Raw genomic sequence first — 26,368 nt, 5'->3', positions numbered from 1 at the left:
GTGAACGACAGCACTGAGAGGCATTCCCTGTGAGCAGCGTCGATCCGCAGAGGCGGGTGGTATCGGGCATGCGCCCGACCGGTCAGTTACATCTTGGGCATTATCATGGTGTGCTGAAAAACTGGGTAAAACTGCAGCATGAGTTTGAGTGCTTCTTTTTTATTGCTGACTGGCATGCGCTGAGCACCGATTACGAAACCGCCGCCGGTATCCGCCGCTCAAGCCGTAATCTGCTGATCGACTGGCTGGCTGCCGGGGTGAATCCCGGTTCGGCCACCCTGTTCGTACAGAGTCAGGTGCCGGAGCTGGCGGAACTGCATCTGCTGTTGTCGATGATTACGCCAACGTCCTGGCTGGAACGGGTGCCCGGCTACAAAGACCAGCAGGAAAAGCTGCAGGACAAAAATCTCAGCACCTACGGTTTTCTCGGTTATCCGCTGCTGCAGAGTGCCGATATTCTGGCTTACCGCGCCGGTCTGGTGCCGGTCGGTGGTGATCAGGAAGCGCATATTGAAATCGCGCGTGAAATTGCCCGCCGCTTTAATCATCTTTATGGCCGTGAACCGGGCTTTGAAGCCAACGCTGTGGCTGCGGTGAAAAAGCTGGGTAAAAAAGCCTCGGCGCTGTATCAGCAGATGCGCACCGCTTATATCAGCCATGGTGATGTTGAAGCCCTGCAAACGGCGCAGGCGCTGGTGAAAGAACAAAGCAATCTGACACTGGCCGATAAAGAGCGGCTGTTGGGTTACCTCGAAGGTATTGGTAAAAGCATTCTGGCCGAACCGCGGGCGCTGCTGACCAGTGAAGCGCGCATGCCGGGCCTTGATGGCCAGAAAATGTCCAAGTCGTACAGCAATATGATCCCGCTGCGGGCCGAGCCCGACGACGTGGCGAAAAAAATCCGTACCATGCAGACCGACCCGGCGCGCATCCGCCTGAGTGATGCCGGAGATCCGGAAAAATGTCCGGTATGGCATTTCCACACGGTGTATTCCGATGAGGCGACCTGCGAGCGGGTGCAAACCAACTGCCGCAGCGCAGCCTGGGGTTGTCTTGAATGCAAACAGCCGGTGACCGATGCCATTATTGCGGAACAGGCTCCGATCCGTGAGCGTGCACAGCAGTTTGAGGAAAACCCGGAACTGCTGGCGCGTATTCTGGCCGAAGGCAGCGAGCGTGCGCGGGATGCCGTACGCAGTACTATGAGCGATGTGCGTGAAGTAATGGGGCTGGGTTATCGATGAGCACACAGGACGTCACCGGACATTCCTCAGAACCGGCCGCAGAAGTGACTGCTACGCCGCTGCCCGACCTGGCGAAAGCCAGCATACGGGTAAAGACCGGCCAGCAGGAAATGCCATTTGCTCTGGTGCAGGGGCAGCCGATGACCCAGCTGCCACTGGATCTGTATATTCCGCCGGATGCACTGGAAGTCATCCTTGAGCAGTTCGAAGGGCCGCTGGATTTACTGCTGTATCTGATCCGCAAGCAGAACCTCGACATTCTCGAAGTAAATGTCTCTGAGATTGTTGACCAGTACATCGAATACATCGACATGATGCAGGCCATGCAGCTGGAGCTGGCGGGTGAATATCTGGTGATGGCGGCGATGCTGGCGGAAATTAAAAGCCGCGTGCTGTTGCCACGTAACCGCGAAGACGGCAGTGACGAGGAAGAAGACGATCCGCGGGCGGAACTGCTGCGCCGTTTGCAGGAATATGAACGCTTTAAAACGGCTGCAGAAAACCTCGACGAATTACCACGGCTGGAACGCGATATCTTCCTGCCGGAAGTGGATGCGCCCGACCGCATTCAGGAGCGGGTGCATCCGGAAGTGGAAATGCGTGAACTGATGCTGGCCTTTGCCGCAGTATTGCGCCGGGCTGAGCGTTTTGAGCATCACGAAATTCAGCGTGAGCAGCTGTCCACCCGTGAGCGCATGAGCGATGTATTGGCACGGTTGCAAAGCGGACACTTTATGTCGTTCCGCGCCTTGTTTGATCCGAGTGAAGGCAAGCTGGGTGTGGTGGTGACCTTTCTGGCGATTCTTGAGCTGGTGAAAGAATCCTTGATCGACATTGTGCAGCAGGATACTTTCGGCCCGATTCATTTACGTGCCCGGGAGCACAGCGCCGCAGGGGCGCCCTCGTATCAGCAGGACGGAGAGCCGCAATGACGCAACCGCCGTTAAAAAACATTCTCGAAGCAGCGCTGATGGCGGCTGGCGGCCCGTTATCGCTGGAGCGTATGCAAAGCCTGTTTGACGAAGACCGTATTCCGTTACCGTCTGAATTGAAAGCCGCATTGACTGAACTGAAGCAGGATCTGCTCGGGCGCGGTATTGAACTGGTCGAAGTGGCCTCCGGCTATCGTTTGCAGGTACGCACCGAAGTTGCGCCCTGGGTGGCACGTCTGTGGGATGAACGGCCACAGCGTTATTCGCGCGCGTTGCTGGAAACCCTGGCGTTGATTGCCTATCGCCAGCCCATTACCCGTGGCGACATCGAAGATGTGCGTGGTGTGGTGGTCAGCTCCAGCATTATGAAAACCCTGCTGGAGCGTGAGTGGGTGCGGGTTGTAGGCTATCGTGATGTGCCGGGGCGGCCGTCGATGTACGCCACCACGCGCGAGTTTCTTGATTACTTTGGTTTAAAAAGTCTCGAAGACCTGCCCAGTCTGGGCGAAATCCGCGAGCTTGATGACGCCAATCGCAAGCTGGAGCTGGGCGATGATGCCGAAGCACGCAAAGAACCGGCGAAAGATTTTGAATTCCGTAGCGATGAAGAAGTGGCCCAGCGTGGTGCTGATGTACTGGCTGCCACCGAAGAAGATCTGGCAAAAGCGGCTGACATTGTCGCGCGGGTAGAAAGTAATCTGTTCGCACGGGATGACGACGACGGCGACGAAGCGGATAATGACGGCGAACCGAAAAAACGCAGCATTGGCGATCTGCTGCAGCGGCTGGAACAGAAAGCCGTTGAAGAAGAGCAGGCGGCTGCAGAATCAGCAACGGCAGAGGCTGACTCCGAAGAGCCTGATTCCGGAGAGCCTGATTCAGAAGAGCCTGATTCCGGAGAGTCTGATTCCGGAGAGTCTGATTCCGGAGAGTCTGATTCCGGAGAGTCTGATTCCGGAGAGTCTGATTCCGGAGAGTCTGATTCCGGAGAGCCTGATTCCGGAGAGCCTGAGCAGGCTGCAGAAGAGAGCGTGGACGAAGATACTGGCGTGCGCGAAGCAACAGAACATACACAAACTGATGGCGAAGAGTACGGCGATGACGCTGACGATATTGCCGTTCAACGGACTCAGGATGTTCCGAGTTTATTTAACCAAACCCCTGACACGATGCGGCCGGATGCCCCTGACGCAGCTGCGGATGAAGAAGATCGATAAATTATGAATGAACGTATCCAAAAATTGCTGGCACTGGCTGGTGTGGCTTCCCGTCGTGAAGTTGAACGCTGGATCGGTGAAGGCCGTGTCAGTGTTAACGGCGTAACCGCCAAGCTCGGTGACCGTGCAAGCCGCTACGACGATGTGCGTGTCGATGGCCGCCAGATCAAACTGGAAGACGCCGGTCGCTCGCGCCGTGTGCTGGCCTATAACAAGCCGGTGGGTGAAGTCTGTACTCTGAAAGACCCGGAAGGCCGGCCAACGGTGTTTGACCACCTGCCGAAAACCAAAGGCGAGCGCTGGGTAAATATCGGTCGTCTGGACATCAATACCAGTGGTCTGTTGCTGTTCACTACCGATGGTGAACTGGCCAACAAGCTGATGCATCCGTCCTCCGGTGTTGACCGTGAATACGCGGTGCGTGTGCGCGGTGACGTTGATGAAGCCATGATCGAACGCCTGAAAGAAGGGGTGATGCTGGATGATGGTATCGCGCGTTTTACCGACGTGAAGTTCTTTGATGGTGAAGGCCAGAATAAGTGGTTTCACGTAGTGCTGATGGAAGGTAAAAACCGCGAAGTCCGCCGCCTGTGGGAGAGCCAGGGCATTGCCGTGAGCCGCCTTAAGCGTGTGCGCTACGGCTGCATTTTTATGCCGTCTAATGTACCGGTTGGTACCTGGGTTGAACTTGGGCAGCGTGAAGTAAACGACCTGGCGGATCTGGTTGGCATCGAACGTAAGCAGACCAAACGCATGGTTGGCCGTGAGAAAGAGCAGTTCCAGCGAGTGGCCAAACGCCAGAAAATCCGCCAGCAGGCGACCGCGCGTAAAACGTCAGCGCCGAAACCGCGCCAGAAGAAAAAGATCGACTGAACCTCTGTATTCGCTGTATTGCTCAGCCATAAAAAAGCCGCTCAATGAGCGGCTTTTTTATGCTTTACGAATTTACAACAGGCTCTTTGATGCCGGTGTATCCAGCTCGTCATCGGTATCACATACCACCCGGTTACGACCGCTGTGTTTCGCCTGGTACAGCGCTTTGTCGGCGCGTTGTACCAGCGAGTCCATGCTGTCTTCTATCATCAGCGTGGCACAGCCGATGCTGGTGGTGACCTGCAACCGTCCTTTATCGTTGCTGAAATCCAGAGCACTGATACTCATACGGATGCGTTCGGCAATGCGCAGTGCACCGGCGTGTTCGGCATTGCTGAGCATGATCAGAAACTCTTCGCCGCCATAGCGGAAGCACATATCGGTCTGGCGGATACAACCGGTAATGCAGCCGACGGCTTCCTTCAGTACCTTGTCACCCATACTGTGACCAAATTCATCGTTGACCAGTTTAAAGTGGTCCAGATCCAGCATCAGTATTGAAAGTTGCTGGCCGTGGCGTTTGGTCAGCTCGATTTCCCGCTGCAGGGTTTTATCCAGTGCTACGCGGTTGCCGGCGCCGGTCAGCGGGTCGCGGAAAGCGGCGGCCAGAGCTTCGTGGTAGCGCAGCGCGTTACGCATCGGATAAACCAGTGTGGTCAGCAAACCTTCGAGATTGGCCAGTTCATGCTCACGAAAGCGGGTCGAACGGTGAAACACCAGATCGCCCATATAATCCTGCTGCGTCTGCAGCCGATAGCTGGCGCTGTGCACACTGTTGCGGCCATAGCTCAGCAGCAGGTTGTGGGCGTTATGGCTGAAGCTGATACCGTCGACCAGTACCGCCTGCTGGATTTCCTCAAAGAAAATTTCCAGCAGTTGCGACAGTTCTAATGTTGTCTGCAGTTTGCCTGACAGCTTCAGCAGCACTTCCGGGCGTATATCGGGCTTCGGTGCCAGATCTCCGATACTGGAAACGATCTTGTCGTCCTGGAGTTCTGCCCGGCCGTTGCTGTGTAACGGACTGACCATGAGTTACCTCGTACAGGTAAATGATTCCTGATCAGTGGAAAGCTATTTCTGTGCCAGTATTTCAAGAGATTATTTTCCCTTAAAAAACAATGAATTAGGTTCGATCTCTGTGGGTGAGTGGCAGGATGTTGGCAATTTGACAAAAGGTCATACTGATTTTTTGCCAATAAAATGACTGCTTGGTCAGAGAATAATGACAAAAACCGGACAAAAACTGTGCAGGTCTGATCTGTTATCGGCAGAAATAGGTAATAAAGTGATCAGATTTAGGAAGAAGGTAGGAAGTTTACCGGGTCAGCGGCAGAGGTATGCCGCTGACACTTGCCGCTGACTGCAGTCGCCGATCAGGGGTTAAACAAGCTGGTCGACCACTTTTTCCAGGCGCGCAACGGCACCGTCGATATCGTGCAGCTTATCGAGCCCGAATAAACCAATGCGGAACGAGCGGTAATCGTCACCTTCATCGCACATCAGCGGCACCCCGGCGGCGGCCTGTAAGCCCAGTGCTGCAAACTTTTTACCGTTCTGCAGTTCGGCATCGCTGGTGTAATTAACTACCACGCCCGGTGCTTTAAAACCTTCGGCCGCGACACTGTGTATGCCTTTGCTTTCCAGCATCTGGCGTACGCGTTTGCCCAGAGCCAGCTGCTCGTCCCGCACTTTGTCAAAACCGTAGGCCTGGGTTTCCAGCATGGTGTCGCGGAATTTGGCCAGGGCATCGGTCGGCATGGTGGCGTGGTAGGCATGACCACCGTTTTCGTAGGCCTGCATGATCATATGCCATTGTTTCAGGTTGGCGGCAAAGCTGGTGCTGGTGGTGGTTGCCATAACATCCAGCGCAGCCTGATTCATCATGATCAATGCGGCGCAGGGGGAGGAACTCCAGCCTTTCTGCGGAGCGCTGATCAAAATATCGACGCCCACGGCTTTCATATCGACCCACAAGGTGCCGGAGGCTACGCAGTCGAGTACCAGTAAACCGCCCACCGAATGCACGGCATCGGCGACGGCTTTGAGGTAATCGTCCGGCAGAATCATGCCGGACGCGGTTTCGACGTGGGGCGCGAAGACGACATCCGGCTTTTCTTCTTTAATAGTGGCGACGACTTCGTCGATGGGCGCTGGCGCAAAGGGCGCAGGAGTCTGAGAGCTGTCGGTGCGGCGTGCTTTTAATACCGTGCTGGAGGCCGGAATATTGCCCATGTCAAAAATCTGGGTCCAGCGGTAACTGAACCAGCCATTGCGGATGACCAGCGTCTTTTTATCCTGAGCGAACTGGCGCGCCACGGCTTCCATGCCATAGGTACCACCACCGGGAACGATGGCCACCGCATCGGCGTTATAAACCGCTTTCAGGGTCGCGGAAATATCGTTCATAACGCCCTGAAAACGTTTGGACATATGGTTCAGAGAGCGGTCGGTAAATACCACGGAATATTCGAGCAGGCCTTCGGGATCGGGGGTGGGAAGTAAGCCAGCCATACGGTGTGCCTCCTGCGCATCTGCGCTCTGATCAATCGGTAATATCTGACGGATTGGACAGGAAAAGCACGGTGGGGTAAAGAGCAGGATGGTCAAAAACCGCAGGGGAGAGCGGGAAAAACCGTAGCCGCTGCAGCAACAGTGGTACTAAAAAGTAACCACAGTGCTGCGCGGGAGGCGGGCTTTATGGATTATTTTTTCGGTTGCGCGTCCAGGCTCTGGCCGTGGATGCCGATGGATTCCGGACTCATCAGGTGCAGGTAGAGCGGCATGATGGTATCGGCTTCCGGCACTTTGCTCGGATGTTCGGCCGGGTAAGCAGCAGCGCGCATGCTGGTGCGGGTGCCGCCGGGATTAATACAGTTAACGCGGATATTGCTGGTATTTTCCAGCTCCTGCGCCAGCACCTGCATTAAGCCTTCGGTGGCAAACTTGGAGACCGAATAGGCTCCCCAATAAGCACGGCCTTCGCGGCCAACACTGCTGGTGGTGAAAATAACCGAAGCATCCGCTGGCGCCTTACGCAGCAGAGGCAGCAGGTGCTTCATCAGCGCGAACTGACCGTTAACGTTAATCTGCATCACCTTCTGCCAGGTATTCCAGTCGTAGTTTTCCAGACTGGTGCGCTGGCCGAGAACGCCGGCATTGAGCAGTACACCATCGAGATGGCCGAAGTTTTCGTCAATCAGTTCGGCCAGCTGGCGGAAAGGCTCTTCGTCATGCTGTTCCAGATCGAAGGGCAGCACGGCGGCCTGTGGCAGGTTTTCGGCCTCGATCAGGTCGTAGGTATCGTTCAGCGCTTCCTGGGTGCGGCCCAGCAGTAAAACGGTGGCTCCGGCCCGGGCATAGGTGAGGGCGGCCGTCCGGCCGATGCCGTAGCCGGCGCCGGTTACCAGAATAGTGCGGCCTGTCAGTGAGTTCGGGGCGGTTTCCATCGGTCTACCTTTTTTCTGTATATAGGGTTGTTGTTAATGGCGCGTGGCCGTATCCGGTTCCACTTTATCCGTGGCTGGCCTGCAATAAGCTCAGCAGATCCAGCGGCTGATGAATCAGCAGGTCGGCCTGCCAGTTGTCAGGATGATCACCGGCTTCGATATAACCGAAGGTGGCGGCAACACTGAGCATGCCGGCGGCGCGGGCGGCGTCGATATCGCGGATATGGTCGCCGACATACCAGCAATCAGTGGCTTGCAATCCAAGATCGGCGGCGGCTTTTAATAATGGCTCGGGGTGGGGTTTGGATTTTGTGACATCATCCGGGCACACCACCACATCACCTGTAATAGCGAGTTTTGCCAGCAGGGCTTCGGTATACAGCCGTGGCTTATTGGTCACAATTCCCCAGCGGATATCCTGCTGCTCAAGGCTGGCAATCACTTCCGCGAAGCCGGGAAAATAACCACTTAACAGGCCGATGTTCTGCAAATAACGGTCGAGAATCTGTTGCCGCTGGTCGAGAAATTCCTGCGCTGCGTTGGCCAGATCACGTCCGGCATGGTCCGGGTGATCAAAGGTCAGACGGGTCAGTGCGGCGCCACCGTTGGATACCTGCTCGCGGATGGTTTCATCGGCCAGCAGCGGTTTGCCCAGCTCTTTGCGCAGGCTGTTTACTACGTCATAAAAATCCGGAGCGGTGTCGACCAACGTGCCATCCAGATCAAACAGGATGGCTTTGGGGCGGCTCAGGTTCATACGGCGCTGTCCGGTTTGCGCGTTGCCATCAGGTAATTCACGCTGACGTCGTTGTCTTTCAGTTTGTAGATTTTGGTCAGCGGGTTATAGACCATGCCGGTCATATGCTGCACTTCCAGCCCCACGTTACGGCACCAGCGGGTCAGCTCGCTGGGCTTGATGAACTTGTGGTAATCGTGGGTGCCGGCCGGCAGCAGACGCATCAGATATTCGGCGCCGAGAATGGCAAAGGCATAGGCTTTAGGATTGCGGTTAATGGTGGAGAAAAACACCTGACCGCCCGGTTTTACCAGCTGATAGCAGGCGCGGATAATGGATTCCGGGTCCGGTACGTGTTCCAGCATTTCCAGGCAGGTAACCACGTCAAAGCTTTCCGGTTGCTGTGCCGCCAGCTCTTCCACCGGAATGCACTGATAACTGACCTTTACGCCGGATTCCAGCGCGTGCAGTTTGGCGGTGTTGAGGTTGGCTTCGCCCATATCAATACCGGTCACCACGGCGCCGCGACTGGCCATGCCTTCACTCAGAATGCCGCCGCCACAGCCGACGTCGAGTACGGTTTTGCCGGCCAGTGGCGCATAGCGGTCGATGTAGTTGGTGCGCAGCGGGTTGATGTCGTGCAGCGGTTTAAATTCGCTTTCCAGATCCCACCAGCGCGAGGCGAGGGCTTCGAATTTGGCGATTTCGGCGCGATCAACGTTCTGTGTCTGTTCCATGCTCGGCTCCTGCAAAAAGTAATTCGTTGGTTCAGGACTGACGGATACGGTCAGCCCACTGGCGGGCGTTGTGCTGTATCTGTTGTTCGTCCAGGGTGGTCAGCTCGCCTTTGTTCAGCAGCAGTTTACCGGCAACCCAGACATGGCTGGTGGCGCGGCTGCTGTCGGTATAAACCAGCTGGGAAATCGGGTCGTACAGTGGCTGCTGCGCCAGCTGTGACAGATCCACCGCCTGCAGATCGGCCCATTTGCCGGGGGTCAGCGAGCCGGTCTGATCATCCAGTCCCAGTGCTTTGGCGCCACCCAGGGTCGCCATATACAGCGCCTGTGCGGCAGGGACGGCGGCAGCGTCGCCGGCGACGGCTTTGGCCAGCATGGCCGCGGTTTTCATTTCGCCCTGAATATTCAGATCGTTGTTGCTGGCGGCACCGTCGGTACCGAGGGCGACATTAATCCGGCTGCTCAGCAGCTGTGCCGATGGGCAGAAACCGGAGGCCAGTTTCAGGTTGGATTCCGGGCAGTGCACAACCGAGGCGCCGCTATGTTGCAGGACGCTGATGTCTTCAGCGCTGATCTGGGTCATGTGTACACAGCTTACGCGCTCGGTCATAAAGCCCAGTTCGGCCAGACGCTGGGTTGGCCGGCAGCCAAACTGCTCCATGCTCTGTGCCACTTCAAAGGCGGTTTCCTGCAGATGGATCTGGATCGGCATATCCAGCTGGTCGGCCAGTGTGGTGATTTCCTGCAGTGGGCCGTTGGAAACGGTGTAAGGCGCGTGTGGGCCCAGACCCAGAGTCAGCAATGACTGATGTTTGTAAGTGTCGCGCACGGCGAGGGCTTTTTTGATGTACTCGTCGGCGTTCTGGGCAAAATTGGTGGGAAAATCCAGTACCGGGGTAAAGCTGACGTTACGGATACCGGCTTCGAGGGCGCTTTCCACCCCCGAGCCCGGATAAAAATACATATCGGCATAGGTCGTGGTGCCGCACTTCAGCATCTCGGCGATGGCCAGACGGGTACCGTCACGCACGAAGGCGTCATCGACCCAGCGTCCTTCGGCCGGCCAGATATGTTCCTGCAGCCAGGTCATCAAGGCCAGGTCATCGGCCATACCGCGAAACAGTGACATCGCCGCATGGCCGTGAGCGTTTACATACCCGGGAAGTAACACGTGGTCAGGCAGGTCGAGGGTTTCGGCGGCCTCGTGGCTCACGGCTGCCTGATCCTGCACGGCGAGAATCCGTCCATCTTTGATAAACACCGCCTGATGATGCAGCAGGCTGGCAGCGTTGCTGGTCTGGCTGCCGCTCTGGTGATTACTCATCGGGATTACCCAGCGGGCGTTAATTCTCAGGTCGGCCTGCATGTCTCGGCTCTCTTTCCGTACGCATAAAGGCCAGCATTATAAACGCGCAGGCTTCTCCCGTCTCGCGTTCAGGCTGTTACCGGACTCGCTAGGTATCTTGTTGATTTATGGTATGATTCGGCACTTTATTGGCAGCCTTGTCCGGACGGTGTCAGCACAGAGCCTTGTGCATCCGGGGAGGTGGTCAACAACAAGGACAGAATCACCTGAAAATGACCATAAAAGGGTGATCCGCAGAACACGGGCCGAGTATCTATGGGTGAGTTAGCCAGAGAAGTTCTTCCGATTAACATTGAAGACGAGCTGCAGCAGTCTTATCTCGATTACGCCATGAGCGTGATTGTGGGCCGGGCGTTGCCGGATGTGCGTGACGGTCTTAAGCCGGTACACCGCCGCGTTCTGCACGCCATGAACGTGCTGGGTAACGATTGGAATAAGCCCTATAAAAAATCTGCCCGTGTGGTGGGTGACGTGATCGGTAAATACCACCCGCACGGCGATTCGGCGGTGTATGACACCATCGTGCGGATGGCGCAGGACTTCTCCATGCGTTACACGCTGGTCGATGGTCAGGGTAACTTCGGTTCGGTTGACGGCGACTCTGCGGCGGCGATGCGTTATACCGAAGTGCGGATGAAAAAGATCAGCCATGACATTCTGGCTGATATCGACAAGGAAACCGTTGATTGGGTGCCTAACTACGACGGCACTGAACAGATTCCGGCGGTGATGCCGACCCGTATCCCGAACCTGCTGGTCAACGGTTCGTCCGGTATTGCGGTGGGTATGGCGACCAATATTCCGCCACACAACCTCACCGAAGTTCTGAACGGCTGTCTGGCGCTGATTGATAATCCGGAACTGGATGTCGATGCGCTGATGGAATATATCCCGGGACCGGATTTCCCGACCGGTGCTTTTATTAATGGCCGTGATGGCATTGTTGAAGCTTACCGCACCGGCCGTGGCCGTATTTATCTGCGTGCACGTCATCATTTTGAAGAAGATGAGCGCAACGGCAAGGTGTCGATTATTTTCACCGAGATTCCGTATCAGGTGAACAAAGCCCGTCTGATCGAAAAGATCGCCGAGCTGGTTAAAGAGAAGAAGCTGGAAGGTATCACCGAGCTGCGCGACGAGTCGGATAAAGACGGTATGCGTATTGTGGTTGAACTGCGTCGTGGCGAAATGCCGGAAGTGGTGCTTAACAACCTGTTTGCCCAGACCCAGCTGCAGGGCGTGTTTGGTATTAATACCGTGGCGCTGGTTGATGGTCAGCCAAAAATCCTGAACCTGAAGCAACTGCTCGAAGCCTTCGTTAAACACCGCCGTGAAGTGGTGACCCGCCGTACTATCTACGATCTGCGCAAGGCGCGTGAACGTGGTCACCTGCTGGAAGGTCTGGCGCTGGCACTGGCGAATATTGATCCGGTGATTGAGCTGATCAAAAAGTCTCCGACGGCGGCAGAAGCGAAAGAAAATCTGATTGCCACTCCGTGGGCGCCGGGTGATGTGCTGGATATGCTGGAACGTGCCGGCCCGGATGCCTGTCGTCCGGATGATCTGCCGGAAGAGTACGGTTTCCGTGATGGTAACTACTATCTGTCACCGGCTCAGGCACAGGCGATTCTGGATCTGCGCCTGCAGAAACTGACCGGCCTTGAGCACGAAAAACTGATTGAAGAATATCAGCTGAAACTGACCGAAATTGCCGAATATCTGGAAATTCTGGGCAGCGCCGATCGCCTGATGCAGGTAATCCGCGAAGAGCTGGAAGCGGTGCGAGAAGAATACGGCGATGCCCGTAAGACCGAAATTATGGCGGTTAAGCGCGACCTGACCATGGCCGACCTGATTCCGGAAGAAACGCTGGTACTGACCCTGTCGCACGGTGGTTATGCCAAGACTCAGCCGATGGATGCTTATCAGGCGCAGAAGCGTGGTGGCAAAGGTAAGTCGGCAACCTCTGTTAAAGATGAAGACTTTATTGAGCGCCTGCTGGTGGTCAACAGCCACGACACCGTGTTGTGCTTTACCGATGCCGGTAAGGTGTACTGGCTGACCGTATACGATATTCCGCAGGCCAGCCGTAATGCCAAAGGCCGTCCGATTGTGAACGTGCTGAATATGTCGGAAGAAGGCGAGCGCATTACCGCTATTCTGCCGGTCACCGAATACAGTGAAGACCGTTATGTATTTATGGTGACGGCACGCGGTACCGTGAAGAAAACCACGCTGGATCAGTTCAGCCGTCCGCGTTCTTCCGGTCTGATTGCCTGCGAACTGGACGAAGGCGATCACCTGGTGGGGGTCGCTATTACTGACGGCAGCAAAGACATTCTGATGCTATCCGATGCCGGTAAAGCGGTACGCTTTAAAGAATCCGATGTACGTGCCATGGGCCGTACTGCCCGTGGTGTACGCGGTATCAAACTGGGCGATGGTCAGCGCGTTATCTCGCTGATTATTCCGGAAGAGGGCGGCACTATCCTGACCGCTTCCCAGCGTGGTTACGGTAAGCGCACCGACGTGACTGAATTTCCGACCAAAGGCCGCGGCACCCAGGGTGTTATCGCCATGGTCACCAGCGACCGTAACGGCCCACTGGTAGGCGCGGTGCAGGTGTTTGACGGTGATGAAGTCATGCTGATCAGCGATCAGGGCACACTGGTCCGTACCAGGGTGAATGAGGTCTCGGTACTGGGTCGTAATACTCAGGGTGTGACCCTGATTAAAGTATCTGAGAAAGAAAAACTGGTGGGCGTTGAGCGCATCTGTGATGCCGAAGAAGATGAAGAGTCAGTACTGGATGGTGAAGTCGTTGCTGAGCAGGATTCTGCTGTTGTGGCTGATGATGCTCAGTCAGGTGACTCTGATGTGGGTGCTGAGGAAGAATAAGTTCAATGGGCATGGATTCCGCATATAGTGTTAATAGTGTTAGCAGTGACGAAATAGATCTGTTTGACCTGATCGATGACATTAAAGAGAAATGGTATTGGCTGGTTGGCACCGTCGTACTGTCTCTTTGCCTGGCGTTGGTTTATGCGTATACAACCACACCGGTTTATCAGACCGAGGTAGTGTACAAAGAGGTGTCTGATGTTGATCTGCTGCCACTTAATCAGCCACGACTACAGGGGATTTTTTCTTTAAGTCGCGAAAAGGCTTTTAAAGAAGTAAGGGCGCTTGCGCGCTCCGGTAATAGTAAACGAGTCTTTTATAATCAGCTGCTTGCTGAAAATAATGCTGAGTTATCAGCATTAATTTATGCGGAAAAGCTGACAGAAGAGCAAAACTTTGTATTGTTTTCTGAGCGTTTTACCTATGCTGATCCGGGCGCAAAAGAGACGGATGTGTTGCTGCGGATTCAGTTTGAATTAAGCGATCCTCAGTGGGCGACGCAGCTGTTGAATCGTTACAGTGATTTTATTCTGCAGCGTTATCTTGACGAGGTACGCAATACGCTTGAACTGACCAGAGATGCCAGGCTTGAAGCCCTGGAACTTGAGGCGGATGGCTTACGCACAAAGTATCTGGCTCAGAAAAATCAGCGCATGCTTATGCTGGAGGAGGCGTCTTCTATTTCCGCTTCTATTAAGCAAAAAATGCCGTTTTATTCAGGTAATAATAACGCTTTGCTGGGCTCTCAGCCGCCATTGTTTATGATGGGGCAAACGGTTATTAATTCCGAACTGTCGCAGATCCGCAGCCGTGCTGAACAGGGTGAGGATGCCTATATCAGCGGATTGCCAGAGTTGAACTGGAAAATTCAGAATCTGAAAAAGGCAGAGGTCAGCTGGGATAAAGTCCGCTTTGTGCAGCTGGATCAGTCGGCTGTATTGCCGTTAAAACCGGTTAAACCACGTAAGGTAATGATTGTTGCCTTGGCGGGTGTTGCGGGTGGTATGGCAGGCGTTGTGTTTGCTTTATTAGCGGCGGCTCAGGCTCGCCGCAGAAATTCTGAGAGAGGTCGTTGCGCCGCCTTACAGGGATGCTGATCTTCCTGCTGATGGTAGGGTAACGAAAACTCTGAGTGTTCTTTTTCCGGTGCGGCTTTAACAAAGCCGCGCCTTTTTGTTATCAGTGAGTTCAAAGCAAAATGAGTCGAGCATATAACTTCTGTGCGGGGCCTGCGGCATTGCCAATGGCGGTTCTGGAACGTGCCCGTGAGGAAATTGCGGACTGGCATGGCAAGGGCCTGTCGATCATGGAAATGAGCCACCGCAGCAAAGAGTTTGTTGGTGTGGCAGCACAGGCCGAGCAGGATTTGCGTGATCTGATGGCCATTCCGGCGAATTACAAAGTTTTGTTTATGCAGGGCGGGGCGCACAGTCAGTTCAGCATGGTGCCGATGAACCTGCTGCGTGGTGGTAAAAAGGCTGACTATATTGTTACCGGTCAGTGGTCGAAAAAAGCCGTTGGCGAAGCCAAACGCTACGCTGATGTACACATTGCCGCGACCACCGAAGGCAATAATTTCACCTCCGTTCCGGCTCAGCACGAACTGAATCTGAGCCCTGATGCAGCTTACGTTCATTACTGCCCGAACGAAACCATTGGTGGCGTTAAATTCGATTACATTCCGGACGTCGGTGACAAAGTACTGGTAGCGGATTACTCGTCTGCTATTTTGTCCGAGCCGATTGATGTATCGAAATTCGGTCTGATTTACGCCGGTGCCCAAAAAAACATTGGCCCTGCCGGTCTGTGTGTGGTGATCGTACGTGAAGATCTGCTGGGTGACACTCTGCCGGGCACGCCGACTATGTTCGACTACAAGGTCTGTGCCGATAACGATTCTATGTACAACACCCCTCCGACTTACAGCTGGTATCTGGCCGGTCTGGTGTTCCAGTGGCTGAAAGCTCAGGGCGGTGTTGAGGCTATTAGTGTGGTGAATAACCGCAAAGCAGCCAAGCTGTATGATTACATCGATAACAGCGGCTTCTACGCCAACCCTGTGGTCAAAAATAACCGCTCCATCATGAACGTGCCATTCACTCTGCGTGATGCTGCGCTGGATAAAACCTTCCTGGCGGAAAGTGAAGCGGCTGGTCTGCTGAATCTGGCCGGTCACCGCAGTGTCGGCGGTATGCGCGCATCGATTTATAACGCGGTATCGGAGCAGGCGGTTGATGCCCTGATCGGCTTTATGGGTGATTTCGCCAAGCGTCACGGTTAAGCGACGCTGGCTTGCAGATCATGGCTAAACAGACAGAAAACGGCAGAACACTATGAGCGAAGCACAAGAGCTGGATCAGCTGCGTCAGCAGATTGATTCACTGGATCAGCAGATTCAGGACCTGATTAACCAGCGCGCCCACTGCGCTCAGCAGGTGGCAGAGGTTAAGCAGAAATACGCATCGCCCGGCGAGCTTGTGGTGTTTTACCGGCCTGAGCGTGAAGCTCAGGTGCTGCGTAAAGTGATGGAGCGTAATCAGGGGCCGTTGCCGGATGAGGCTATGGCGCGACTGTTTCGCGAAATTATGTCGCAGTGTCTGGCGCTGGAAGAGCCGCTGCAGGTGGCCTATTTAGGGCCGGAAGGTACCTTCACCCAGCAGGCGGCGGTGAAACATTTTGGTCATGCGGTGCAGTGCCGCGGTCAGGTGTCGATTGCCGATGTATTCCGCGAAGTGGAAAGCGGTGCCGCCAATTACGGTGTGGTGCCGGTGGAGAACTCTACCGAAGGTGTGGTCACGCATACGCTGGACAGCTTTTTCGATTCCAATCTGCAGATCTGTGGCGAAGTAACGCTGCGCATTCATCATCATCTGCTGGTGAAAGCCGATGCTGAGCCGGTAGAACGCATTTATTCCCATGCCCAGTCGCTGGGGCAGTGCCGCCGCTGGCTGGATCAGAATTACCCTAATGTTGAGCGCATTGCCGTCAGCTCTAATGCCGAAGCGGCACGTCGCGCCAGCAAAGAAGCCAATGCAGCAGCCATCGCCAGTGAAGCGGCGGCGGAGTTGTATCAGCTGCGGATTCAGGCGGCCAATATTGAAGACCGTCCGGATAACACCACGCGCTTCCTGATTATTGGCCGTCAGGCAACCACGCCGAGTGGTGATGATAAAACCTCGGTGCTGGTATCCAGCCGCAACCAGCCCGGTGCGTTGTATCAGGTACTGGAGCCGTTTCATAAGGCCGGTATCAGCCTGACCCGGATTGAAACCCGTCCGGCACGCAGCGGTACCTGGAATTACGTATTTTTTATCGATTTTGAAGGTCACCGCCACGACGCAAGCATCGCGCCGTTAATTGATGATCTGCGCCACGTAGCGCTGGATTTCAAATGGCTGGGCTCCTACCCGAAAGCCGTGCTTTAAGCCGGCTTTTCTTCCCTATTAACGCATTGTAAGGCAGGCACTATGGCAGTCGATTTTCAGCAGCTGGCAGTGGAAGGCGTTCGTGGCCTGATGCCCTATCAGCCGGGTAAACCTATTGATGAACTGGCGCGCGAGCTCGGCCTGAAAGAAGCCGACATTGTTAAGCTCGCCAGTAACGAAAACCCAATGGGCCCAAGCCCGAAAGCGCTGGCGGCGATTCAGGCGGAACTGGCGGATCTTACCCGCTACCCGGATGGTGCCGGTTTTGAGCTGAAAAAAGCCCTGTGCAATACACTGAGCAGCGATGCTTATCAGGTTGCGCCAGAGCAGATTACTCTGGGTAACGGCTCCAGCGATATTCTCGATTTTATTACCCGTGTGTTTGTTAATGACGGCGATGAGATCGTGGTGTCACAGCACGCCTTTGCCATTTATGAACTGGTCGCGCGCATGGTTGGCGCCCGTACCCTGGCGGCGCCGGCGAAAGATTTCGGCCACGACCTCGACGCCATGCTGGCACTGATCGGTGATAAAACCCGCATCGTATTTATTACCAATCCGAATAACCCGACCGGCACCTGGCTGACAAAAGACGAACTGACGGCGTTCCTCGATAAGGTGCCGGAGCGCGTGCTGGTGCTGCTCGACGAAGCCTATTTTGAATACGTCGATGAAGCCGAGTATCCCAATGGTATTCAGCTGCTGAGCCGTTATCCGAATCTGGTTATTACCCGTACCTTCTCCAAAGCCTATGGTCTGGCGTCGTTGCGCGTGGGTTATGGTATTTCCAGCCCGCAGATTGCCGACTTGCTCAACCGTGTACGTCCGCCGTTTAACGTTGATTCCTTTGCGCTGGCGGCCGCAGCGGCGGCGTTGTCTGATGACGATTATGTGGCACAGAGTGTGGCGGCCAATAAGGCCGGTATGCAGCAGCTGACCGCAGCGTTTGAGGCGCTGGGTCTGAGTTATATTCCATCGGTCGGTAACTTTATTGCCTTCCGTGTGCCGGAGGCTATGGGTGCGATGGATGTGTACAAGCAGCTGCTGGCAAAAGGGGTGATTGTGCGCCCGGTGGCTAACTACGAGATGCCGCAATATCTGCGCGTTTCCATTGGAACCCAGGCCGAAAATGCCACCTTTATCAATGCTTTGACCGCGGTGTTGTCTTGAGCAGAAAAGCGACGTTGTTTATTCCCCGGGTTGCCGTTATTGGCCTCGGTCTGATCGGCTGTTCCTGGGTGAAGGGCTTGCGCGTGCGCGGCTGTGTGGGTCAGGTTGCCGGTTTCGATCGCAATCTGGATTCGATGCAGCAGGCGCTGGACGTTGGCCTGATTGATGAATTCAGCAGTGATATCACCGAGGTGGTGCGCGCCGCGGATCTGGTGATTATTTCGGTGCCGATTCTGGCCGTGCGTCAGGTGCTGCAGGATATTGCCGCAGCCATTGGTGACGCTACGGTGCTGACCGATGTTGGCTCGGTGAAAGGCTCGGTGGCTGGTGATGTTGATGCCGTGTTTGGCGCTGATTTCGGTCGCTTTGTGCTGGGCCATCCGATTGCCGGCTCCGAGCGCAGCGGGGTGAGCGCCGCCGATGAACATCTGTATGTTCGCCATAAAGTCATTATCACTCCGCAACCGCATACCGATCAGGCGGCTTTGCGTCTGGTGCGTGCCGCCTGGCAGGCGGTGGGCGCGGATGTTGAGGATATGGCGGTCAGTCATCACGATGAAGTGCTGGCGGCGACCAGTCATCTGCCGCATCTGCTGGCCTATTCGCTGGTCGATACCCTGGCCAACAGTCACGAAAACAAAGAAATCTTTAACTATGCCGCCGGCGGCTTCCGCGATTTTACCCGCATCGCTGCCAGCAGCCCGGTGATGTGGCGTGATATTTTTTCCGCCAATAAAGAGCAGATTCTGAAAACGCTGGACCTGTTTCAGCACGATCTGAATTTTTTACGCAGCGCGATCGAGCAGGAAGACACCACCACGGTGATGGGGGTGCTGACCCGTGCTAAAGTGGCGCGCGACCATTTTTCTAAAATACTCGCCCGCAGGGCCTACGTTGAACCTATGAAAACCGCATCTGTTACCTATATCGCATCACCTGCCGGTTCGCTGAGCGGCAGTTTCCGTGTTCCCGGAGATAAATCCATTTCCCACCGTTCCATCATGCTGGGCTCGCTGGCGGAAGGCACGACCGAAGTCAGTGGCTTCCTTGAAGGGGAAGACAGCCTGGCAACGCTGCAGGCATTTCGTGATATGGGCGTGGTGATCGAAGGTCCGCACCGTGGCCGGGTAACCATTCATGGTGTTGGTCTGCACGGTCTGCAGCCACCACCGAATGCGCTGTATCTGGGTAACTCAGGTACCTCTATGCGTCTGCTGGCGGGCTTAATGGCCGGTCAGAATTTTGATGTGGAAATGAGCGGCGATGAGTCGCTGTCCAAGCGTCCGATGGGTCGTGTGGCCGATCCACTGAAGCTGATGGGTGCAGTGGTGGAAACCGCCGAAGCCGGTCGTCCGCCAATCAAAGTGCATGGTGCCGGTAAACTGAAAGGCATTCACTACGATCTGCCGATGGCCAGTGCCCAGGTAAAAAGCTGTGTGCTGCTGGCCGGCCTGTACGCCGAAGGCGAAACCTCGGTGACTGAACCTGCGCCAACCCGAGATCATACCGAGCGTATGCTGAAAGGCTTTGGCTATGACGTAAAGGTTGATGGCAGCACGGTAACGCTGCAGTCCGGCGGCAAACTGACCGCAACCAGCATTGATGTGCCGGCGGATATTTCATCGGCAGCCTTCTTTATGGTTGCGGCGAGCATTGCCGAAGGTTCCGATATCACGCTTGAGCACGTGGGCATCAATCCGACCCGTATCGGTGTGATCAATATCCTGCGCGCCATGGGCGGCAATATTGAGGTGCTGAACGAGCGCGAAGTGGGTGGTGAGCCGGTGGCGGATATCCGTATCCGCAGCGCACAGTTAAAAGGTATTCATATTCCGGAAGATCAGGTGCCGCTGGCCATCGATGAATTCCCGGCGCTGTTTATTGCCGCGGCCTGTGCTGAAGGCGAAACCGTTCTGACCGGTGCAGAAGAATTGCGGGTAAAAGAAAGTGACCGTATTCAGGCCATGGTCGATGGTCTGATCACTCTGGGTGTGGATGCCAAAGGCACCGAAGACGGGGCTGTCATCCAAGGAATGGGAGCAACTGGCCGTTTTGGTGGTGGCGAAATTGTTACTCATCACGATCACCGTATCGCCATGAGTTTTGCCATTGCTTCCTTGCGTGCCGCCGAGCCGATCATCGTTCTTGACTGCGCCAACGTAGCAACCTCATTCCCGGATTTTGTCGGCCTGGCCAATAATGCCGGTCTGCAACTGGATATGATCAGCAAGCCTGCTGCTGAATAAAGGAGTTTTGATGAACCTGTCCGCCGCCCCTGTAATTACAATCGATGGCCCGTCCGGTGCCGGTAAAGGCACTGTGTGTGCCCGTCTGGCGCAGGTACTGAACTGGCAGCTGCTCGACAGCGGTGCGCTGTACCGTATTACCGGTCTGGCCGCGAGCCGCAAAGGTCTGGAACTGGATGATGAAGCGGCGGTTGCTGCGGTCGCCGCTAGTCTGGATGTGCGTTTTGAACCGACCCCTGTCGGCGTGCGGGTTATCCTGGAAGGGGATGACGTGACCGATTCGATCCGTACTGAAGAAGTCGGCAGTCTGGCTTCCCAGGTGGCGGCATTACCGGCGGTGCGGGATGCATTACTGCAGCGCCAGCGTGATTTCCGCACAGCACCGGGTGTCATTGCCGATGGCCGCGATATGGGCACGGTGGTTTTTCCGGATGCACCGGTCAAGGTATTCCTCACCGCCAGTGCCGAAGAACGTGGCCAGCGCCGTTACAAGCAGTTGCTTGAGAAGGGATTTAGTGCTAGTTTACCCGCCCTTATCGAAGACATCCGAGCTCGCGATGAGCGTGACAGCAACCGTTCTGTCGCCCCATTGAAGCCCGCGCAAGATGCTGTACTGATCGACAGCACCTCAATGAGCATTGAGGAAGTATGCGATCAGGTAATGAATCTTGTCCGTACTACTGGACTGATCTGAGATGAAACCGGTGCGTTAGCCGGCTCTGTCCCCGCGGCGGGAAAATGAGAAAACGCACAGGTTTTTATGTTTGACTAACCCCGAATGTCTGGCCATTTGGTACGCGTTGTCTTCCATTAATTACCCCACGGAAGCGCGCCTTAACGAGATAGGTACATACTCATGAGCATGAGCGAAAGCTTTGCAGAATTATTTGAAGAATCCCTTAAAGAACTGGACATGCAGCCAGGTTCCATCGTTACCGGTACTGTTGTCGATATCGACAGCGATTGGGTTACCGTTAACTCTGGCCTGAAATCTGAAGCTGTTATCCCACGCAGCCAGTTCCTGAATGAAAAAGGCGAGCTGGAAGTTGCTATCGGCGACACCACTCAGGTATCCCTGGAAGCCGTTGAAGATGGTTTCGGTGAAACCCGCCTGTCTCGTGAAAAAGCGAAACGCGCAGAAAGCTGGATTGAGCTGGAAAAAGCCTTCGAAGCTGACGAAATGGTTATGGGTATCATCAATGGTAAAGTCAAAGGTGGCTTCACTGTTGATCTGAAGAACATCCGTGCCTTCCTGCCAGGTTCTCTGGTTGACGTACGTCCGGTACGCGACACTCTGCACCTGGAAGGCAAAGAGCTGGAATTCAAAGTTATCAAGCTGGATGCCAAGCGTAACAACGTAGTTGTATCCCGTCGTGCCGTTCTGGAAGCTGCTAACAGCCAGGAACGCGAAGAACTGCTGGCTAACCTGCAGGAAGGTCAGTCTGTTAAAGGTATCGTTAAGAATCTGACCGACTACGGTGCTTTCGTAGATCTGGGCGGTGTTGATGGCCTGCTGCATATTACTGACATGGCGTGGAAGCGCATCAAGCACCCAAGCGAAATCGTTGCTGTTGGCGATGAAATCGACGTTAAAGTGCTGAAGTTCGACCGTGAGCGCAACCGCGTTTCTCTGGGTCTGAAGCAGCTGGGTGATGATCCATGGGTGAACATCAACGAGCGTTACCCAGAGCACGCCCGTGTTAAAGCACGCGTAACTAACCTGACTGACTACGGCTGTTTCGCCGAGCTGGAAGAGGGTGTTGAAGGCCTGGTTCACGTATCCGAAATGGATTGGACCAACAAAAACATCCACCCAAGCAAAGTGGTTCAGGTTGGCGACGAAATCGAAGTTATGGTTCTGGACATCGACGAAGAGCGTCGTCGTATCTCCCTGGGTATCAAGCAGTGCACCATGAACCCATGGGAAGAGTTCGGTACCAAGTTCAACAAAGGCGACAAGATCTCCGGTAAGATCAAGTCCATCACTGACTTCGGTATCTTTATCGGTCTGGATGGCGGCATCGACGGTCTGGTTCACCTGTCTGACATTTCCTGGAACGACAGCGGCGAAGAAGCCGTTCGTAACTACAAGAAAGGCGACGAACTGGAAACTGTTATCCTGTCTATTGATCCTGAGCGTGAGCGTATCTCTCTGGGCGTTAAGCAGCTGGAAAGCGATCCGTTCTCCGAGTACGTTGCTGAAAACGACAAAGGCACTCTGATCACCGGTAAAGTGATCTCTGTAGACGCTAAAGCCGCTATCGTTGAAATCGCTCCTGGCGTTGAAGGCACTCTGAAAGCCTCTGATATCAGCCGCGACAAGGTAGAAGATGCCCGTAACGTGCTGAACGAAGGTGACGCGGTTGAAGCTGTGATCACTGCCGTTGACCGTAAGAACCGTGCTATCAGCCTGTCTGTTAAAGCAAAAGACAGCGCAGAAGACAAAGCGGCTCTGAAAGAACAGCGTGCTAAGGCTGATGCCGAAATGACTGGTCCTACCACTATCGGTGACCTGATCAAAGAGCAGCTGAACCAGAAAGACTAAGTCTTGCTGAATTAAGCTGATCTGAAAAAACCCGCTGCGGCGGGTTTTTTTATGCCTGCCATCCATGGCCGCCACCCCGGGCCATCGCTACGCAATGTTGATCAACGCTCCCGGCGCTGCCATCCATGGCTGTCACCTTACGGGCCGTACTGCGTACGTTAAGCGTTGTTCCCGATCAATCGGGGCCTGCAGCCTAGCTGCTTTGACGTTGTTTGTTACAGATTTTGGTCAGGATTAGCGGAAAGTTGTTGTACAAACAATCAACACTTGCAAAAGGGTTGAGCTAACTGCATGATTTGGCTAGGTTTATTGCCATGCTTCGTTCTCAAGGAGGGAAAAGACATGACAAAATCTGAACTGATAGAAAAAATCGTCAGCCGTCAGCCACAGTTGTCATCGAAAGATGTCGAGCTTGCGGTTAAGACCTTGCTGGATCATATGTCGCAAACGCTGTCATCAGGTGAGCGCATTGAGATTCGTGGTTTCGGCAGTTTTTCGCTGCATTACCGTGCGCCGCGTATGGGGCGTAATCCCAAAACCGGTGAGACTGTCGATCTCAAAGGTAAGTTTGTTCCTCACTTCAAGCCCGGCAAAGAGCTGCGTGACCAGGTGAATGACAGCCCGGAAGACGAGTAAATGTCCCGGTATATGGAGTCGATGCTATGAAAACGCTGAAAGTAGGCCTGAGTGTTGTACTTTTTGTTGTTGTACTGGCCTATACGCTGGCGTTTGCTGCACAAAACAGCCTGCTGGTTGAGTTAAATTTTCTGCTGGGAGCGCCCGTTACTTTACCGGTATCCCTGTGGTTGGGGCTTGTGCTGTTATTAGGAACAATTGCAGGACTTATCAGTGGCGTGGTGATTAATGCCCGTCAGAAGCTGCAGTTACGACAGTTACGAAAAGAGCTTGCTGACACCAAACAACGCCTGAACAAACTGCCGTAGGCACCTATGATGGATTCTGCACTGGTTTATGTGCTGCTGCTGCTGGGTGTTGCCATCGGCTGGACCCTGGGTTATCGATTTGCCCGCCAGGTTAAAAAAGATTCTCCCCCTGACTGGATTCCCAGTGTCGAGTTTTTGCTTGCAGAAGCCAATGATGCTTCGCTTGAGCGGCTTTTAAATATTCCTCAGCTTGATGATGATGCTATCGACCTGTTTCTTAAACTCGGCCGCTCGTTACGTGAGAAAGGAGAGGTTGATCGGTCAATTCATCTGCATCAGGCGCTCTTCGCCCGTACCGATCTTGCGCGTAATACGCAGATGTTGCTCGAACTGGAGCTGGCTATTGATTACTCCTATGCCGGCTTGCTGGATCGGGCTGAGCGGTTGTTTGTTGAATTGCTGGGTGCGCGTGGCCGTGTTCAGGAGCAGGCGTCGCGTTATCTGGTTGAGCTGTACGAAGAAGAAGGTGAATGGCAGCGGATTTTTGATCTTTATCGGGACAAAAAACTGGCAGGCAACGCCTCGCTGGATAAACGTATTGCCCATGCTGTGTGCGAGCTGGCAGAAGATGCGTCTGCCCGTGGCGATTTTCTCGAAACCCAGCAGTTGTGTCGTCAGGCGCTTAAAATAGACAGCCGCTGTGCGCGTGCATTTGTGGTTCAGGGCGACATGGCTTATGGCCAGAAAGAACCGCGGGAAGCCATTCGCTGTTATTTAAAGGCTGTTGATGTAGATAGTCAGGCAATTGTTACTGTGCTGGGAAGAATGGTTGAGTCTTTCCGCCAGGTTGATGATAGTTCTGGTTTGGTTGCTCATCTGGCAAGGCAGTGGCAGGCGACACAGTATGTACCAGCTTTGGTCGCCCGGGCTGAGTGTGATGTAGAAGTGCAGGGCATCAGCCGGGCAATGACGACATTGCTCTCGGAGCTTGCGGAGCAACCATCGAATCTGGGCTTTTTTGCCCTGGTTGAACTGGTTGTGCGTCACAGGCAGCAGCTCGACAAGTCGCAGTTGCTGGTTGTGTATGATATTCTGCGCCGCATTGTTGAAAACGAGCCTAAGTTCGTTTGTAAAAATTGTGGTTTTAAGGCCAAGGAATTTCACTGGCGCTGTCCTAGTTGTAAGGATTGGTCGACCATTAATTCCTTTGTGCCGCAGTTGCCAAAAGCGAAGCTCGATTTATGAATAAGCAATCTTTTTCTGCTGAAAACACAGGCTCTTCCTGTAGTGTCAGTTCTCCTGTTGTGGTTGCGCTGGATTATCCAGATCAGAAGCAGGCTTTGGCTATGGCAGGTCTGCTGGATCCTGCCCAGTGCCGGGTTAAGGTTGGCAAGGAACTCTTTACGGCAGCGGGCCCGGCGGTTGTCGAATCGCTTCACAGCCTCGGTTTTGACGTATTTCTTGATCTCAAATTTCACGACATTCCCAATACCTGCGCAAAAGCGGTCGGTGCTGCTGCGGAACTCGGTGTATGGATGGTGAATGTTCATGCTTCCGGTGGCCGGCGTATGATGGAAGCCGCCCGCAATGAGATCGAAAAAAAATCGCATAAGCCTCTGCTGATTGGCGTTACCGTGCTGACATCGATGGAGCGTGCAGACCTGGCTGATATCGGGCTGGATATCGATCCCCAGGTTCAGGTCGAACGACTGGCAAAATTAACGGAGCAATCCGGACTCGATGGTGTTGTCTGTTCTGCGCAGGAGGTTGCTCTTATCCGCGCAGCCTGTGGTCCGGAGTTTCTGACGGTCACGCCAGGCATTCGTCCAGAGGGGGCAGAGCAGGGCGATCAGCGCCGGGTGCTGACGCCGCGTCAGGCGCAACTTGCCGGGGTTAACTATATGGTTATCGGTCGGCCAATTACTCAGGCTGTGGACCCTGCTCTGGCTTGTGAGCAGATACTGGCAGGTCTTGACTGAGGCTTCTTGAACAACATGGATGTATCAACACAATGGTATGTTGTTCTGACCAAGCCCCGCCAGGAACAGCGTGCACTGGAGCATCTTGAGCAGCAAGGTGCCTGTGCTTTTCTGCCTCTTTTCCAGCGTGAGCATATTACCAAGGGTAAACGCACACTTCGCGCTGAGCCTTTGTTTCCCGGGTATCTCTTTTTACAATCTGGCCCTGCTGATCCGTTGTTGAGTAAGATCCGCTCCACGCTTGGCGCGCGGGGCTTATTGTATTTCGGCACACAGCCAGCAGTTGTCAGCACTTTACTGGTTAATGACTTGCAGCGACGCAGTCTTTGCAACGAAAATGACGCCCTGTATAAAAAGGGCCAGAAAGTCACGCTGCACAGTGGCCCTTTTAAACATTATGAAGCCATCTTTCAGGAATATGATGGTGCAGAAAGAGCCGTTATTTTACTTTCTCTGCTGGGGCAGCAGAGCGAATTGATTGTGGAATTGAGCGAACTGCTGCAGGCCTGAAAAATTGGCCGAATGAAAATTAAGAGCAATGATGCGATATCAGGGACTATTCGCGAATAACCCTCGGGCGGCAGCGTGTCTGAATGCTGGCGGGATAAGCTTTTCCTGCTGATCCGGCATGCTGAATCGTCTGGCACTATTTATTTAAACCAGGAGC

Annotated in this window: 23 protein-coding genes; 17 read left to right on the top strand and 6 right to left on the bottom strand. The window is 54.5% G+C overall.

The window, feature by feature from the left end; translation table 11 throughout:
* The first annotated feature begins 29 nt into the window (after window positions 1–29).
* The 4 genes from MT343_RS12270 to rluB are packed head-to-tail and all read left to right on the top strand — an operon-like array spanning window position 30 to window position 4,266.
* Window positions 30–1,244 carry a tryptophan--tRNA ligase gene (locus MT343_RS12270; protein WP_145470199.1) on the top strand — a complete coding sequence of 405 codons (1,215 nt, stop codon included), beginning with the start codon at window positions 30–32 and terminating at the stop codon, window positions 1,242–1,244.
* Window positions 1,241–2,176, top strand: coding sequence for a segregation and condensation protein A (locus tag MT343_RS12265; RefSeq protein WP_145470201.1), 936 nt, complete (start codon window positions 1,241–1,243; stop codon window positions 2,174–2,176). The genes MT343_RS12270 and MT343_RS12265 overlap by 4 nt, the downstream gene beginning before the upstream one ends.
* Entirely contained in the window at window positions 2,173–3,393 is a 1,221-nt protein-coding gene (gene scpB / locus MT343_RS19665; protein ID WP_444875577.1) for an SMC-Scp complex subunit ScpB, read from the top strand. Before MT343_RS12265 ends, scpB begins: the two co-directional genes overlap by 4 nt.
* A 3-nt stretch (window positions 3,394–3,396) precedes the next feature.
* Window positions 3,397–4,266 (top strand): 23S rRNA pseudouridine(2605) synthase RluB, encoded by an 870-nt coding sequence (gene rluB / locus MT343_RS12255; RefSeq protein WP_186436001.1) that lies wholly within the window; start codon window positions 3,397–3,399, stop codon window positions 4,264–4,266.
* A 72-nt stretch (window positions 4,267–4,338) separates the two neighbouring features.
* Here the strand turns inward: rluB and MT343_RS12250 are convergent, their stop codons facing one another.
* From MT343_RS12250 to MT343_RS12225, 6 genes are all read right to left on the bottom strand, one after another.
* Entirely contained in the window at window positions 4,339–5,295 is a 957-nt protein-coding gene (locus tag MT343_RS12250) for a GGDEF domain-containing protein (RefSeq protein ID WP_145470207.1), read from the bottom strand.
* 351 nt (window positions 5,296–5,646) lie between these two features.
* On the bottom strand, window positions 5,647–6,777 hold the full coding sequence (locus MT343_RS12245) for an aminotransferase class V-fold PLP-dependent enzyme (protein ID WP_145470209.1): 1,131 nt from the start codon (window positions 6,775–6,777) through the stop codon (window positions 5,647–5,649).
* A gap of 191 nt (window positions 6,778–6,968) precedes the next feature.
* Window positions 6,969–7,712 (bottom strand): YciK family oxidoreductase, encoded by a 744-nt coding sequence (locus tag MT343_RS12240; RefSeq protein ID WP_145470211.1) that lies wholly within the window; start codon window positions 7,710–7,712, stop codon window positions 6,969–6,971.
* 64 nt (window positions 7,713–7,776) lie between these two features.
* Entirely contained in the window at window positions 7,777–8,469 is a 693-nt protein-coding gene (locus MT343_RS12235; protein WP_145470213.1) for an HAD-IA family hydrolase, read from the bottom strand.
* A complete protein-coding gene (gene ubiG, locus MT343_RS12230) occupies window positions 8,466–9,185 on the bottom strand; it encodes a bifunctional 2-polyprenyl-6-hydroxyphenol methylase/3-demethylubiquinol 3-O-methyltransferase UbiG (RefSeq protein ID WP_145470215.1) in 720 nt (239 codons plus the stop codon). The genes MT343_RS12235 and ubiG overlap by 4 nt, the downstream gene beginning before the upstream one ends.
* Before the next feature lie 31 nt (window positions 9,186–9,216).
* A complete protein-coding gene (locus MT343_RS12225) occupies window positions 9,217–10,551 on the bottom strand; it encodes a TRZ/ATZ family hydrolase (RefSeq protein ID WP_145470217.1) in 1,335 nt (444 codons plus the stop codon).
* A 255-nt stretch (window positions 10,552–10,806) separates the two neighbouring features.
* Here MT343_RS12225 and gyrA point away from each other — a divergent pair, with 255 nt between their 5' ends.
* The 13 genes from gyrA to rfaH all read left to right on the top strand — a co-directional run bounded on the left by gyrA (window position 10,807) and on the right by rfaH (window position 26,211).
* Window positions 10,807–13,449, top strand: a complete 2,643-nt coding sequence (gene gyrA / locus MT343_RS12220; protein WP_145470219.1) for a DNA gyrase subunit A — start codon at window positions 10,807–10,809, stop codon at window positions 13,447–13,449.
* Window positions 13,450–13,460: 11 nt separating this feature from the next.
* Complete coding sequence (locus tag MT343_RS12215) at window positions 13,461–14,549, top strand: Wzz/FepE/Etk N-terminal domain-containing protein (RefSeq protein ID WP_186436002.1); 1,089 nt, start codon at window positions 13,461–13,463, stop codon at window positions 14,547–14,549.
* A gap of 101 nt (window positions 14,550–14,650) precedes the next feature.
* Complete coding sequence (gene serC / locus MT343_RS12210) at window positions 14,651–15,733, top strand: 3-phosphoserine/phosphohydroxythreonine transaminase (RefSeq protein WP_145470223.1); 1,083 nt, start codon at window positions 14,651–14,653, stop codon at window positions 15,731–15,733.
* 52 nt (window positions 15,734–15,785) lie between these two features.
* Window positions 15,786–16,877, top strand: coding sequence for a prephenate dehydratase (gene pheA, locus MT343_RS12205; RefSeq protein ID WP_145470225.1), 1,092 nt, complete (start codon window positions 15,786–15,788; stop codon window positions 16,875–16,877).
* Window positions 16,878–16,919: 42 nt separating this feature from the next.
* Window positions 16,920–18,047 carry a histidinol-phosphate transaminase gene (hisC, locus tag MT343_RS12200; protein ID WP_145470227.1) on the top strand — a complete coding sequence of 376 codons (1,128 nt, stop codon included), beginning with the start codon at window positions 16,920–16,922 and terminating at the stop codon, window positions 18,045–18,047.
* Window positions 18,044–20,293: a bifunctional prephenate dehydrogenase/3-phosphoshikimate 1-carboxyvinyltransferase gene (locus MT343_RS12195; RefSeq protein ID WP_145470229.1), complete on the top strand. Its 2,250-nt coding sequence runs from the start codon at window positions 18,044–18,046 to the stop codon at window positions 20,291–20,293. Before hisC ends, MT343_RS12195 begins: the two co-directional genes overlap by 4 nt.
* A gap of 10 nt (window positions 20,294–20,303) precedes the next feature.
* On the top strand, window positions 20,304–20,987 hold the full coding sequence (cmk, locus tag MT343_RS12190) for a (d)CMP kinase (protein WP_145470231.1): 684 nt from the start codon (window positions 20,304–20,306) through the stop codon (window positions 20,985–20,987).
* Between the two features lie 168 nt (window positions 20,988–21,155).
* Entirely contained in the window at window positions 21,156–22,838 is a 1,683-nt protein-coding gene (gene rpsA, locus MT343_RS12185) for a 30S ribosomal protein S1 (RefSeq protein WP_145470562.1), read from the top strand.
* A gap of 342 nt (window positions 22,839–23,180) precedes the next feature.
* On the top strand, window positions 23,181–23,474 hold the full coding sequence (ihfB, locus tag MT343_RS12180) for an integration host factor subunit beta (RefSeq protein WP_145470233.1): 294 nt from the start codon (window positions 23,181–23,183) through the stop codon (window positions 23,472–23,474).
* Window positions 23,475–23,500: 26 nt separating this feature from the next.
* Window positions 23,501–23,782 (top strand): lipopolysaccharide assembly protein LapA domain-containing protein, encoded by a 282-nt coding sequence (locus MT343_RS12175; RefSeq protein ID WP_145470235.1) that lies wholly within the window; start codon window positions 23,501–23,503, stop codon window positions 23,780–23,782.
* A gap of 6 nt (window positions 23,783–23,788) precedes the next feature.
* The gene (locus MT343_RS12170) at window positions 23,789–24,967 is read left to right on the top strand and encodes a hypothetical protein (RefSeq protein ID WP_145470237.1); all 1,179 of its coding nucleotides are present in this window, start codon (window positions 23,789–23,791) and stop codon (window positions 24,965–24,967) included.
* Window positions 24,964–25,701: an orotidine-5'-phosphate decarboxylase gene (gene pyrF / locus MT343_RS12165; protein WP_145470239.1), complete on the top strand. Its 738-nt coding sequence runs from the start codon at window positions 24,964–24,966 to the stop codon at window positions 25,699–25,701. Before MT343_RS12170 ends, pyrF begins: the two co-directional genes overlap by 4 nt.
* Window positions 25,702–25,716: 15 nt before the next feature.
* Window positions 25,717–26,211, top strand: coding sequence for a transcription/translation regulatory transformer protein RfaH (gene rfaH, locus MT343_RS12160; protein ID WP_145470241.1), 495 nt, complete (start codon window positions 25,717–25,719; stop codon window positions 26,209–26,211).
* Window positions 26,212–26,368 lie beyond the last annotated feature (157 nt).

The sequence above is a fragment of the Venatorbacter sp. C2-1 genome, assembly GCF_022832715.1.
Taxonomy (GTDB): domain Bacteria; phylum Pseudomonadota; class Gammaproteobacteria; order Pseudomonadales; family Oceanobacteraceae; genus Venatoribacter; species Venatoribacter alkanivorans.
Note: the sequence above shows the minus strand (reverse complement) of the source record. Positions and strands in the feature narration are given on the sequence as shown.

Coding starts and splice junctions, on each gene's coding strand:
- MT343_RS12245 (WP_145470209.1), bottom strand. CDS start 6,777: ATGGCTGGCTTACTTCCCACCCCCGATCCCGAAGGCCTGCTCGAATAT.
- serC (WP_145470223.1), top strand. CDS start 14,651: ATGAGTCGAGCATATAACTTCTGTGCGGGGCCTGCGGCATTGCCAATG.
- MT343_RS12215 (WP_186436002.1), top strand. CDS start 13,461: ATGGATTCCGCATATAGTGTTAATAGTGTTAGCAGTGACGAAATAGAT.
- scpB (WP_444875577.1), top strand. CDS start 2,173: ATGACGCAACCGCCGTTAAAAAACATTCTCGAAGCAGCGCTGATGGCG.
- rluB (WP_186436001.1), top strand. CDS start 3,397: ATGAATGAACGTATCCAAAAATTGCTGGCACTGGCTGGTGTGGCTTCC.
- MT343_RS12240 (WP_145470211.1), bottom strand. CDS start 7,712: ATGGAAACCGCCCCGAACTCACTGACAGGCCGCACTATTCTGGTAACC.
- ubiG (WP_145470215.1), bottom strand. CDS start 9,185: ATGGAACAGACACAGAACGTTGATCGCGCCGAAATCGCCAAATTCGAA.
- ihfB (WP_145470233.1), top strand. CDS start 23,181: ATGACAAAATCTGAACTGATAGAAAAAATCGTCAGCCGTCAGCCACAG.
- pyrF (WP_145470239.1), top strand. CDS start 24,964: ATGAATAAGCAATCTTTTTCTGCTGAAAACACAGGCTCTTCCTGTAGT.
- MT343_RS12235 (WP_145470213.1), bottom strand. CDS start 8,469: ATGAACCTGAGCCGCCCCAAAGCCATCCTGTTTGATCTGGATGGCACG.
- rfaH (WP_145470241.1), top strand. CDS start 25,717: ATGGATGTATCAACACAATGGTATGTTGTTCTGACCAAGCCCCGCCAG.
- cmk (WP_145470231.1), top strand. CDS start 20,304: ATGAACCTGTCCGCCGCCCCTGTAATTACAATCGATGGCCCGTCCGGT.
- gyrA (WP_145470219.1), top strand. CDS start 10,807: ATGGGTGAGTTAGCCAGAGAAGTTCTTCCGATTAACATTGAAGACGAG.
- pheA (WP_145470225.1), top strand. CDS start 15,786: ATGAGCGAAGCACAAGAGCTGGATCAGCTGCGTCAGCAGATTGATTCA.
- MT343_RS12225 (WP_145470217.1), bottom strand. CDS start 10,551: ATGCAGGCCGACCTGAGAATTAACGCCCGCTGGGTAATCCCGATGAGT.
- rpsA (WP_145470562.1), top strand. CDS start 21,156: ATGAGCGAAAGCTTTGCAGAATTATTTGAAGAATCCCTTAAAGAACTG.
- MT343_RS12250 (WP_145470207.1), bottom strand. CDS start 5,295: ATGGTCAGTCCGTTACACAGCAACGGCCGGGCAGAACTCCAGGACGAC.
- MT343_RS12265 (WP_145470201.1), top strand. CDS start 1,241: ATGAGCACACAGGACGTCACCGGACATTCCTCAGAACCGGCCGCAGAA.
- MT343_RS12170 (WP_145470237.1), top strand. CDS start 23,789: ATGATGGATTCTGCACTGGTTTATGTGCTGCTGCTGCTGGGTGTTGCC.
- hisC (WP_145470227.1), top strand. CDS start 16,920: ATGGCAGTCGATTTTCAGCAGCTGGCAGTGGAAGGCGTTCGTGGCCTG.
- MT343_RS12175 (WP_145470235.1), top strand. CDS start 23,501: ATGAAAACGCTGAAAGTAGGCCTGAGTGTTGTACTTTTTGTTGTTGTA.